Consider the following 12,245-nt stretch of genomic DNA (forward strand, 5'->3'; position numbering starts at 1 on the left):
GTTATCCGACTTGTGGTTTTGGCGTGTTAATTTGCAAAAACTCTTGTACCCGTTGTAGATAAGTTGGTACATCTTCCAACATTGGAAAATGCGCTGTGTTGGGAATCATCACAAATTCCACTTTGTCACTCAGGGCAGCTGCTTGACGCCCCATTTCGGCTGGAATAATCTTGTCATACTCCCCCGCCACCAGTAGAGTCGGCACTGTCAGCTTGGCAAACTCTTGCGGCATTACTTCAGCTTGAGCCTTACTGACTGAAGTAAAAATTGTCCCTATCGCTGCATCGTAATCTGCTTCGAGAAAATCTTCTAAAAAAGCTTGCCGTTCAGAATGTGGTATGGAACTATATAAAAATCTCGCCATAAACATCCGGTCAACAAATGGAATTTTGCTTAACCATTTGGGACGGAATTTAACTACATAGCCACCAAATTTATGAAAGGCACTAAAGGATTTTTCATCGTACTCAAAAATACCGCTACAAGTTAAAATTCCTCGTTCTACTCGTTCGGGATAGCGGTTAAAAAATAAAGTGGCAACAGAAGCACCCATTGAATGAGCATGGATATAAACACGCTGAATATGCAACCCATCTAGCAAAGCTGCTAAATCATCAGCGTATTCCTCTAATTCATAGGTTAACTCTCTGATTGCCTCTGACTCTTCCTGTGGGGACTCAAATTTAGCAACAGCTTCACTCGCTTGGGCGATGGTTGGCTTCCCACGAGAACGGCCAAATCCCCGCAAATCGTAGAGTAAACAATCAAATTGCTCCGATAGAGCATCAGCAGTATTTTGCCAATACCTAGCCGAACCAGCCCAACCGTGCAGGAAAACCATTACTGGTTTTACCAAAGAACTGGATGGTTTTTTCACCCATTCGTAGTAATGCTCAACGCCACGAACATTAATATAAGGCATTAGTCATTTGTCCTTTGTCAGTTGTCATTAGTCCCTGGTACATGGTTATTATTCCTTATTTTTTGACCAATGACTAATGACCAATGACTAATGACTATCAAGCAGATTCTGGCTTCGGTAGTGAAGACGGATGTATTATTAGTTCAGCAGTTGATCGCTTCTCGACCATTTCTCTTGTAACTGTACAGCGTGTCACATCCTTACGGGATGGTAACTCATACATTACATCCAACATCAATTCTTCGACAATACCACGTAATGCTCTAGCACCAGTTTTACGGCGGTAAGCTTCTTGAGCGATCGCTCGTAAAGCATCGGCTTTAAAATCTAATTGGACATTATCCATCTTCAGCAGCTTTTGGTACTGCTTCACTAAGGCGCTGCGTGGTTGGGTAAGAATCGCCATAAGCGCTTCTTCATCTAGCGGATCTACAACTGCTACCATTGGCATCCGCCCAATAAATTCTGGAATCAGGCCAAATTTTACTAAATCATCCGGTTGTAGATGGCGAAGAGTGTCTGCTGCTCGTTTCTCCTTCGATTGCCCTTCTCCCGGTTGCACAAAGCCGATTGCTTTTTTGCCAACTCTCTGATCTACAATTTTTTCTAAGCCTACGAAAGCACCACCACAGACGAACAAAATATTACTTGTATCAATCTGGATGCAGTCTTGATAAGGATGCTTGCGCCCTCCTTGGGGTGGTACATTAGCGATCGTTCCTTCCAACATTTTCAGCAAGGCTTGTTGCACGCCTTCGCCAGAAACATCGCGGGTAATTGACGTGTTTTCGCTCTTACGAGCAATTTTGTCAATTTCGTCAATGTAAATAATTCCCCGTTGCGCTTCCTCTATATCCAAATCTGCCACCTGCAACAGTCGCAGCAAGATATTTTCCACATCTTCTCCCACATACCCTGCTTCCGTCAGCGTCGTCGCATCGGCGACCGCAAAGGGTACATCCAAGATTTTCGCTAGGGTTTGCGCTAAGAGAGTTTTGCCGCAACCAGTTGGCCCAATTAATAAAATATTGGACTTTTGCAGTTCTATGGCATCATCTGCTCCAGGTTTGCCACTGGCTTTAGACTGAATGACTGCCAGCCGCTTGTAGTGATTGTAAACAGCTACTGACAGAACTTTCTTCGCTTCGTCTTGACCAATGACGTGTTCGTCTAGATATTTTTTAATCTCTCTTGGCTTGGGTATTTGATTAAACGAAATACTAGCAGAGTGGGTACGCCGTTTTTCAGGTGGCTCTGCTCTTGGTGCTGGTTGTGCTGCTGCACCATTAGTATCGAGTAACTCCTCGTCTAGTATTTCATTACACAAGTCAACGCATTCATCGCAGATGTAGACTCCCGGCCCTGCGATTAATTTACGCACCTGCTCTTGAGACTTGCCACAAAATGAACATTTTAAATGGGAGTCGTACTTAGACATACCAGCCTCTTATTTCAGAATGGTGACGTTTTCCCCTGCTACGGGAAGATTTTGCCTGGAAATAACCTGATCAATCAAACCGTAGTTTTTTGCCTCTTCTGCCGACATAAAAAAGTCGCGCTCAGTATCTGCTTCAATTCTTTCTAAGGGTTGACCAGTATGGTGAGCCATTAACTGATTCAACTTAGCCTTAACGTAAAGAATTTCTCTGGCTTGAATTTCAATGTCAATGGCTTGACCTTGAGCGCCACCAAGTGGTTGGTGAATCATAATCCGGGAGTCGGGCAGAGACATTCGCTTACCGGCAGCTCCTGCTGTCAACAAAAATGCCCCCATGCTCGCGGCTAATCCAAAACAGATGGTAACAACATCAGGGCGAATTTGCTGTATTGTATCATAGATTGCCATCCCTGCGTAGACCGAGCCACCAGGAGAATTAACATACAGTTGGATGTCTTTTTCTGAGTCTTCAGCGTCTAGGAATAACAACTGAGCCACAATTGAGTTGGCTACGGCATCGTCTATCGGCGTTCCTAAAAAGATAATCCGCTCTCGCAGCAGGCGGGAGTAGATGTCGAAAGCCCTTTCTCCCATGCCAGATTGTTCTACTACCATCGGCACGATGTTGCTAGGGCTGCTCAACTGGGAGTTAATGTTTATTCGACTTAAGTTGCTGATTGGGGAATATCCCGACTGCGATTCAAGCATACAAGCTTTCTTTGACGATTATTTAGGACAGATGTTTCAGCAGCAAGCAGATGCTGCCTTTTCAACGAATGGAATTTTATAAGCTACGTGTTAACCATTATGCCTCATATAATTTCCTCTCGTGTAACACAGTATCAAGCTCAAGTGATAACAGGTGTCACTATTTGCCGAAAATTCACTAATTCTTTAATTATTTTTGACTTCATCCCTGAGTTATGGGGCATGGGGCATTGGTTATTTCTCCCTCTAATTCCTCATCTCCCTTAGCTTACCCATTTCACCAGAACTTTAACTCAGAACTGGTGAATTCATGGCTGTGGGATTTTTTATTATCCTTCTGTAACTTCTGTAGAAGTTTCGCTGTTTTGTTCCTCAGTTTGAGGTGCATCACCATCAGCATCTGATTCTGCGTCTTCCGTTTCCTCTGCAGGACTCAAGGAACCTTCCGGTACAAGTTCAACTGATGAGTGTTCTAAGAGCCAATCGATGATTTTTTCAGTTAACAGTTCGTTTTCCACGATTGAGCGCAGTTTATCTTCATCAACGTCCTGTTCCTCTGAGTATTGCTCCAAAAGTTCTGTGACTCTGGCTGCAATTTCTTCTGGTGTTACCTCGATAGATTCGCGTTTCCCGATTTCCCGCAAGGATAAGGAGCGTTTGATGCGTTCAATTGCTTCAGTACGCGATCGCTCCCGCAATTGCCCAATAATATCTTGAGTAAACAGCTTTCTCACATCCAATCCCTGCTGAGACAGCCGCATTGCTGTTTGTGTTAGCATTGCATCCACTTCTTGCTCAATCAAAGTTGCTGGTAAGTCAACTTCTGCGTGCTTGAGCAGTTCCGTTAACAAGGCTTCCTGCTTATTGGTTTTTGTTTTGTCGTCCGCCTCTTTTTGATATCGCTCTACCAAAGAAGCGCGTAACTCCTCTAAGGTTTCAAAATCGCTGATTTCTTGGGCGAAATCATCATTTACTTCTGGTAGCTCCTTTTCTTTGATTTCTTTGAGCGTCACGGTGAAAGTTGCCGCTTTTCCAGCTAATTCTTCATTAGCATACGGATCTGGGAACTGCGCCGCAATTTCTTTGGTTTCTTCAGGATTCATCCCCACTATTCCCGAAATAAAGCCTGGAATAAACTTATCTTCCTGCAACTCAACTTGAAAATCAGTTGCTTCGGCTCCGGGAATCGGTTCTAGTTCAACTGTTTCGTCCTCGCCCTCAACTCTGGCGAATGAACCTTTAAAATCAACTACGGCAATATCGCCGATTTGGGCTGCACGTCCTTCCACAGGAATTAATGTCGCCAATTCTTGACGTTCCTTATCCAGCGTATTCTCCACTCGCTCTGGATCTAACTTGACTTCTTCAGCCTTGGCTTGTAAATCAGTGTACTGCACTAGATTCACTTCTGGTTCTACATCCACAGCAGCCGAAATCGTCAGGGGTTTTCCAGGTTCATAATTATTAATCAAATCCTCAAAAGAGGAGCGTAATTGCGGCTGACCGATTGCTGGGATGGCTTCTTGTTTGACTGCTTGCTCAATGCCATCTTGAATTAGTTCTTCCAGCGCCGCTGCCTTGATTCGAGTTGTACCCAGCCGTTGTAGTAATATCGGCCGAGGCACCTTGCCTTTACGAAACCCAGGAATATTGGCAGTACTCGCTAAGTTTTTAATGACCTGTTCGTAAGTTTGCTTGGTAATTTCCGGCGTAATCTCTATTTCCAGGCCAATTTGGCTGGCGGGAAGTTTTTCCTGGGTGACTTTCATGCTTCGTCTCTAGTTTTTTGGTATTTTATACTCCGAGTACACACAAAACGCAATAAAATAATTGTTTGCGTTTATGGCTTGATGTCTCTTAGGGGTAATGGGAGTTTGCCAAAAGGTCTTGTTACATCCAAGGATGGATGTTTGTCTTGGGGCAAAGATCCAGTTTACTGCCAATTATCAAGGACTTGACATTTTACCTTCATAACAATTTGGTTAATGGGGCATTCGGATTAGGGGGGAGGTGATAGGGAAAAAATCTGTAACCTATACCCTATAACCTGTACCCTATTCCCTTCTTGACTCCCGACTCACTCTAAAACTTGGGAATTAATTATTCAGTGGGCTAACGCCGTGATATCCTGGTTCTCAAAGAGTGGTTAGTACCCCCAGGTTAAAGTTATAGTATTGAGTCTAGCTATTATTAAGTTGTGTGTGGTACGAAAGTGCATTTGTTACTTAACCGCATAGCTCAATTTTACGTTGTGCTGGCTTTATGCATTTAGATCCTGGTATATTCATCATCTTGGTGAGCAAGTTTATAGCTAATACATTTGTTTCTTTACAGGTAGGATGCTTGTTAAACGCCTAAGTGCAGATATCTCGCTTTTTCTGATAGATAGCGCTTTATTGTATAATATATAATTAAAATAATCGATTAATCGATGAAAAAAATAAATCACCGTTGTTTGAAAATGCAACATCACTTAACTTATTAAAAAAACAAAAAAATAAATGTATTAAATATATAAAGATAGACTAAATTAAAGAAAAATCTAAACCTATTAAAAATGTATTTCTAGACTGCGATCGCTATTTAAATATAACTAAATTGTCAATTGTTCCAAGAAATTGCAGATTAAATCTGTTAAAGGAGAAAGCAAGTTTGTCGAAATCCTATCGTTTAGCTATTTTGGGAGCTACTGGTGCAGTTGGCACAGAGTTGCTGGAATTATTAGAAAGTCGTGATTTTCCGGTTGCTGACTTGAAGTTATTGGCATCAGAGCGGAGTGTCGGGCGATCGCTGCGGTTTAAAGGTGAAAATATCCCAATAGAGCAAGTTCGCGATCGCACTTTTGAAAATGTCGATATAGTACTGGCTAGTGCAGGTGGTTCCACATCTAAAACTTGGGCAGCAGTTGCTGTGGAAAAGGGCGCAGTGGTAATTGACAACTCCAGTGCCTTTCGGATGAACCCGGAAGTTCCCTTAGTAGTTCCAGAGGTGAATCCCCAAGCCGCAGCGAATCACCAAGGCATTATTGCTAACCCCAACTGCACAACGATTTTGATGGCTGTGGCAGTCTGGCCATTGCATAAAGTTAAACCAGTACAACGCATCGTCGCTGCAACCTACCAATCTGCTAGTGGTGCTGGGGCTAGGGCAATGGCAGAAGTCAAAACCCAAACAAGCGCTATACTACAAGGACAGCCACCGATTGCCGAAATATTGCCTTACCCATTGGCATTTAATTTATTCCCGCATAACTCCCCATTAAACGATTTGGGTTATTGTGAGGAAGAAATGAAAATGGTCAACGAAACCCGAAAAATATTTGGTACGCAGCAAATCAGAATCACTGCAACCTGTATACGGGTTCCCGTACTCCGCGCCCACTCAGAAGCCATTAATTTAGAATTTGAGACTCCCTTTAGTGCGAAGGAAGCCAGAGAAATTTTAAATTCTTCCCCTGGAGTAAAATTGGTTGAAGATTGGGGAACTAATCATTTTCCGATGCCCATTGAAGCAACAGGTCAAGATGAAATTCTAGTGGGAAGAATTCGTCAGGATCTTTCTCATCCTTGTGGCTTGGAATTATGGTTGTGTGGCGACCAAATCCGCAAAGGCGCAGCATTAAATGCAGTACAAATCGCTGAGTTGTTAGTAGAGAAAAATCTACTCAAACCATTAGCTATTAGTCATTAGTCATTGGTCATTGGTAAAGTGACTAATGACAAAGGAAAAATGACACTTGAAAGCAATTTGCAGATAGGTTATTACAATAGAGAACCACCAAGATATAAAAACATGGGTAATCAGGAGTGAAAAAAGGGTGGGAGATTTTGGCAATGTTTTAACCGCTATGATTACGCCATTTAAAGCAGATGGTAGTGTCAACTATGATGTAGCGGCAGAACTGGCGACACATCTAGCTAACAACGGTACAGATACATTGGTGATGTGCGGCACAACAGGAGAATCGCCAACGCTAAGTTGGGATGAGGAATACCAGTTGTTTGTCGAGGTGTTGCAGTCTGTGGCCGGAAAAGCCAAGGTAATCGCAGGTTGTGGATCAAATTCTACCAAAGAAGCGATCGCAGCCACCCAAAAAGCGTCTAAAATAGGAGTACATGGTTCCTTACAAGTTGTTCCTTATTACAACAAACCGCCACAAGCGGGATTGGAAGCGCACTTTAAGGCTATAGCACAAGCCTGTCCCGACTTACCGTTGTTGTTATATAATGTTCCCGGTCGTACCGGACAAAACCTTCAGCCAGAAACAGTTGCCCGGTTAGCTGAGGTTAGCAATATTGTCGGGATTAAAGAATCCACTGGTAATATAGATCAGGCAAGCGAAATTCGTCGCTTGACACCAAAAGAATTCCACATATATTCTGGTGATGATTACATGACTTTGCCCTTGTTAGCGATCGGGGCAAAGGGTGTGGTAAGTGTGGCTTCTCATCTGGTAGGAAACCAACTACAGCAGATGATTCAAGCTTTTGGTGCGGGAAAAATTGAGGTAGCAAGCGACATTCATCTCCAACTTTTCCCGTTGTTTAAAGCTCTATTTCTCACTTCAAATCCCATTCCAGTCAAAAAAGCACTGAAACTTCAAGGTTGGGAGGTTGGTTCAACTCGTCCGCCACTATGTGAAGCTGATTTAGAAGTCAGTCAAAAGTTAGAAGCGGTTTTGAAAGAACTTACTTTAATCTAGCCACCAGCTAGTTAAGCATTGATAATCTCCTCCTTGCCAAAGGTACATATAAACAACGATCATAATTGTTCATAAGTTGCAATTTAAAAATCTGTGCTAGGACTGATAGAAATACTATGAATCCTTGAGTTTTACAGTTGATTTTATTGAATAAAAAATTGAAATCTTCAATTAAAACTTGATTGCTTTGGAACTGACTTAAGAGACAGATGATGTTGTCTTAAATACAAGGAAAGTTAACTATCAACTTAATTAACCACAAGTAACAATCTAAGGAGAAAATGGCTAAAAACGAAGCTAATAATTCCGCCTTGAAAATTATTCCTTTGGGCGGATTGCATGAAATTGGTAAAAATACCTGTCTTTTTGAGTATGACGATGAAATAATCCTCTTAGATGCAGGATTAGCTTTTCCCACAGAGGCGATGCATGGAGTCAATATTGTTTTACCAGATACGACTTATCTGCGGGAAAATCGCCACAAAATCAAAGGGATGATCGTTACTCATGGTCATGAAGACCATATTGGCGGTATTGCTTTTCATCTCAAGCAATTTGATATCCCGGTGATTTATGGTCCCAGACTAGCAATGGCAATGTTAGAAGGTAAATTAGAAGAAGCAGGAGTCCGTGATCGCACAGAAATCAGAACAGTTCTACCACGTGATGTAGTGCGGATTGGCAAAAACTTTTTAGTGGAATATATCCGTAATACCCACTCCATCGCTGATAGTTTTACTGTTGCCATTCATACTCCCCTAGGTGTAGTTATTCACACAGGGGATTTTAAAATTGATCACACCCCAGTGGATGGTGAAAAGTTTGACTTGCAACGCCTAGCAGAACATGGAGAAAAAGGTGTTCTTTGTTTACTGAGTGATTCCACTAACTCAGAAGTGCCAGGATTTACGCCTTCGGAACGTTCAGTTTATCCCAATCTGGAGAGAGTATTTAGTCAAGCACCGGGGCGATTATTTGTCACTACCTTTGCTTCTAGCGTGCATCGCATCAACATGATTTTGGATATCGCCAAGAAGCAGAACCGTGTAGTGACAGTTGTCGGGCGTTCCATGCTGAACTTGATTGCTCATGCCCGCAATTTAGGTTACATCAAGTGTGAAGATAATCTGCTGCAACCATTGCACGCTGTCCGCAATCTACCCGATGAAAGAGTACTGATTTTAACTACAGGTTCTCAGGGTGAATTGATGGCAGCAATGACCCGCATTGCCAACAAAGAACATCCTCACATTAAAATCCGTGAAGGAGATACGGTAGTATTCTCTGCTAACCCAATTCCCGGAAATACGATCGCTGTAGTCAACACCATTGATAAGTTGATGATTCAGGGGGCAAAAGTCGTCTATGGTCGAGATAAAGGAATTCACGTCTCCGGTCACGGCTGTCAGGAAGAACAAAAACTGATGATTGCCTTAACTCGACCCAAATTCTTTGTGCCATTTCACGGCGAACATCGGATGCTAGTGAAGCACGCAGAAACGGCTCAGAGTATGGGCATTCCCGCAGAAAACATGATAATTATCCAGAATGGTGATATTGTCGAACTGACAGAGGATGCCATTGGCGTCGCTGGTAAAGTGCCATCTGGTATTGAACTGGTGGATACTACTAGTTCGGGTATGGTAAGTGCCAAAGTGCTGCAAGAACGGCAACGCATGGCTTCAGAAGGCATTATCACGATCGCAGCTGCCATTGATTGGAATGGTAAACTGTTAGCAAAACCAGAAACTCACCTCCGGGGTGTAGTAACAAGTGTAGAGCGATCGCTGTTACAAACCTGGGTAAAACAACGCATTGAAGAAATCCTCTCTGTGCGCTGGACAGAATTTGCTCCTAGCGAAGGTGAAGCAGCAGATATAGACTGGGGTGGATTGCAAGAAACTTTAGAACGAGAATTGCAACGTTCCATCCGTCGGGAATTGCAATGTCAACCATCTGTGACTTTGTTGATGCAAATCCCTGATGAGCCACCTGTAAAAGTTGCTGATGGCAGAAGACGGCGGACTCGGACTGCTGCTCAGGTAGCATCATAGGCTAAGATCGCAATTTAACGTAGAAGCGCACAGACGCAGATTTTTTCTGAAGGTCTTTGCGCTTTGGCGTGAGATACGGTCTTTTATTATGGGTATAGTACTTGCCTATAGTTCTTGGAGGCGATCGCTATGACTAAAACACCAATAAAAATTAGTACTCTTGAGGAATACATCAATTTTGATGATGGTACCGACAAGCGCTATGAAATTGAGGATGAGGTGCTGGTAGAAATGCCTCCTAGTACTGGCAAGCATGAGGCGATTATCACTCTACTGTTAGTTTGCTTTTTTTTGGAAATTCAAAAAATGGGACTGCCTCTACAACCGCGCCCTAACGGTACAGAGGTGCTGACCAATAAACAACTTAGAAGACCTGATGTTTGTGTAATTACCAATGAACAGGCAAAAAGTATTGAGAGTACCTCAGCTATTCTTAAGACTGTCCCACCCCTTTTAATTGAGGTAGTTAGTCTTGAATCTGAAGAAAGGGACTATAACCAAAAAACTTCTGAGTATGCAACTATTGGTGTGGTCGAGTATTGGATTGTTGACCCCTTAAAAAATAAGCTGACGGTGTGTTTGCTAGACAACGGTAGTTACAAGCAAACTGTATTTACTGGAAACCAGCAGATTATTTCTCAAACATTCGCAGAATTAACCCTGACAGCCCAGCAGATGTTTTCAGCTTAAGGTTGTTTGGCTCCTTTGCGTGAAATCAAAAAAAATACTGATTGCGTTCGTCGTTCGCGCAGCGTCTCCGACAGGAGAAGACATTGCCGTTGGCGAAGCCTCTCGAAGAGAAGGCATCGCCTAAATTTTGCAATGTTCAACCCGGTAGAGCGATCTAACTTGTTAGGTTGCTGTCGCCTCAAGCAACTGCAACCAATATCTCCTCATTTTTCTCGGCTGCTGAAAGATACAAATTTCTCCACCGCTCGAAGTCTTCAAAACACCATTCATTTCTTGCAAACAGTGTTTCAGGATCGATCTGTCGAAAAATGCTGGCTCCTTCACTGACTAGCTCAAGAGATATAAGTCCCAATGACTCCTCTGTTGACAAGAGAGTTGGAGCAAGAGTTTGATCTCCGAACATCAGCTTTTCAACAATCTCATCAGCATTCGCAAACCTTCTTCTCGATAGCTCCTGCGACAAACGTTTCTCGATCTCAACAGATGTTTTTTCTAGTGATGCTGTTCTATCTTCAATCCCTGGATAGGCTTGACGAGTAAGCCTTAACTCAGACCGCAATTGGGCGATTACCCGATCTGCTTCTAGCTCAGATCCAAAAGTCTCTTGGTGTGTTTCGATAACATCTTCAAGGATTTCATTAATCTCTTCAGGATCAATCTCAAAAAAGCGGAAAATACCGCAGCCATAGGGGAAAAGATAAACTACAAGGGTGCTGAGTGCCTTTTCACGTTGAAGGCGTGCGTACAGCGTACTACCAGGAGGAATTGCGCTGTAGAGTACAGAAACACCCATAAGCAAGCTCATCTGAATTTTAACGCTTTAGACTATATCATTCTCAAATCGCCACTGCCAACCTAAGTTTTGTGAAATGCAATCGATTCTACTCAATCAAAAATCACTACTTCTACGGTATTCAGCCAGCGATGAAAAGGATGCACTTACGTGAGAAAGTGGGAACACGCAGAGGAAAAATGCCTTCTAGAATATTATTGATGTTTATACTTAGCAAAAATACTTTCAGAAAGACCTTATATTAAGTTCTGTAAATGTTACACTAAAGCCTATCCAATGATGGATGTCTTTATTAAAATCTAAACTATGTCAAGTTATGAACAAGATCGTAATATTACACTACCGATCCCCAGAAATTTGCGATTAACTTGACGTAGTAATAAATTAGGTTCTGACTTAAGTGGCTAATCAGGTATTACATTATATCGCAGTCAGAACGCGATTTTTCCGGGAAAGTTCGTTGCCACGTTGTATATATTCATCAAAAAGGTGAATAGCCTCAATAACACAGAGGGTTAACCATGAAGGTATTCGACAATACCACAAAAAAGATTTTTCTGGCTAGCTGGGTATCAATCAATCAAGCAGAGACTACTGACCATAAAGCAACCCAGCTAAACCATTCTGTTTCCAAGCCTTACTGGGATATTCTCCAACCCTTACGGCAGCGAGTAGAAAACATTCAAGTCAGCGATCGCCAACTAGCTCACCGCTTGTGCAAACTGATTCCATCTCAGTGCCCCTTTGAGCGCGATGTCAAATTATTTGGGAAAACCTTGTTTCACATCCCGCCCATGTGCAAGCTCAACCCCTTATATGAAGAAGTAGTTGGTTTACGTTTCCGAGCGCTGTGCTATCTAGCCGACGAATGTGGAGAAGATGTATCGCAGTACTGCTGAGTGCTGAGGGAAAAGTGAGGAGGGAGGGAGTAATAAGTG

At 42.7% G+C, this 12,245-nt stretch carries 11 protein-coding genes; 6 read left to right on the forward strand and 5 right to left on the reverse strand.

Features of this window, described 5'->3' with window-relative positions:
• Window position 1: 1 nt before the first annotated feature.
• From V7K60_RS24115 to clpP, 3 genes are all read right to left on the reverse strand, one after another.
• Entirely contained in the window at window positions 2-922 is a 921-nt protein-coding gene (locus tag V7K60_RS24115) for an alpha/beta fold hydrolase (RefSeq protein WP_334929040.1), read from the reverse strand.
• A 97-nt stretch (window positions 923-1,019) separates the two neighbouring features.
• Complete coding sequence (clpX, locus tag V7K60_RS24120; RefSeq protein ID WP_334929042.1) at window positions 1,020-2,360, reverse strand: ATP-dependent protease ATP-binding subunit ClpX; 1,341 nt, start codon at window positions 2,358-2,360, stop codon at window positions 1,020-1,022.
• A 9-nt stretch (window positions 2,361-2,369) separates the two neighbouring features.
• The gene (gene clpP / locus V7K60_RS24125) at window positions 2,370-3,002 is read right to left on the reverse strand and encodes an ATP-dependent Clp endopeptidase proteolytic subunit ClpP (protein ID WP_334929044.1); all 633 of its coding nucleotides are present in this window, start codon (window positions 3,000-3,002) and stop codon (window positions 2,370-2,372) included.
• Between clpP and V7K60_RS24130 the strand changes: the two genes are divergently transcribed.
• Complete coding sequence (locus V7K60_RS24130) at window positions 2,953-3,150, forward strand: hypothetical protein (RefSeq protein WP_334929425.1); 198 nt, start codon at window positions 2,953-2,955, stop codon at window positions 3,148-3,150. The genes clpP and V7K60_RS24130 overlap by 50 nt on opposite strands.
• A 247-nt stretch (window positions 3,151-3,397) precedes the next feature.
• Here V7K60_RS24130 and tig read toward each other — a convergent pair whose 3' ends face one another.
• Window positions 3,398-4,837, reverse strand: coding sequence for a trigger factor (tig, locus tag V7K60_RS24135; RefSeq protein WP_334929046.1), 1,440 nt, complete (start codon window positions 4,835-4,837; stop codon window positions 3,398-3,400).
• 883 nt (window positions 4,838-5,720) lie between these two features.
• On the opposite strand from tig, the gene V7K60_RS24140 reads away from it, so the two are divergent.
• From V7K60_RS24140 to V7K60_RS24155, 4 genes are all read left to right on the forward strand, one after another.
• On the forward strand, window positions 5,721-6,758 hold the full coding sequence (locus tag V7K60_RS24140) for an aspartate-semialdehyde dehydrogenase (RefSeq protein ID WP_334929048.1): 1,038 nt from the start codon (window positions 5,721-5,723) through the stop codon (window positions 6,756-6,758).
• Between the two features lie 127 nt (window positions 6,759-6,885).
• On the forward strand, window positions 6,886-7,770 hold the full coding sequence (dapA, locus tag V7K60_RS24145; protein ID WP_334929050.1) for a 4-hydroxy-tetrahydrodipicolinate synthase: 885 nt from the start codon (window positions 6,886-6,888) through the stop codon (window positions 7,768-7,770).
• 281 nt (window positions 7,771-8,051) lie between these two features.
• Entirely contained in the window at window positions 8,052-9,824 is a 1,773-nt protein-coding gene (locus V7K60_RS24150) for a ribonuclease J (protein WP_334929052.1), read from the forward strand.
• A gap of 129 nt (window positions 9,825-9,953) precedes the next feature.
• Window positions 9,954-10,514: a Uma2 family endonuclease gene (locus V7K60_RS24155; RefSeq protein WP_334929054.1), complete on the forward strand. Its 561-nt coding sequence runs from the start codon at window positions 9,954-9,956 to the stop codon at window positions 10,512-10,514.
• Window positions 10,515-10,692: 178 nt separating this feature from the next.
• Here V7K60_RS24155 and V7K60_RS24160 read toward each other — a convergent pair whose 3' ends face one another.
• On the reverse strand, window positions 10,693-11,307 hold the full coding sequence (locus V7K60_RS24160; protein ID WP_334929056.1) for a hypothetical protein: 615 nt from the start codon (window positions 11,305-11,307) through the stop codon (window positions 10,693-10,695).
• A 521-nt stretch (window positions 11,308-11,828) separates the two neighbouring features.
• Between V7K60_RS24160 and V7K60_RS24165 the strand changes: the two genes are divergently transcribed.
• Window positions 11,829-12,206 carry a Mo-dependent nitrogenase C-terminal domain-containing protein gene (locus tag V7K60_RS24165; RefSeq protein ID WP_292862476.1) on the forward strand — a complete coding sequence of 126 codons (378 nt, stop codon included), beginning with the start codon at window positions 11,829-11,831 and terminating at the stop codon, window positions 12,204-12,206.
• The last annotated feature ends 39 nt before the right edge of the window (window positions 12,207-12,245 follow it).

This window comes from Nostoc sp., assembly GCF_036917555.1.
Classification (GTDB): Bacteria; Cyanobacteriota; Cyanobacteriia; order Cyanobacteriales; family Nostocaceae; genus Nostoc.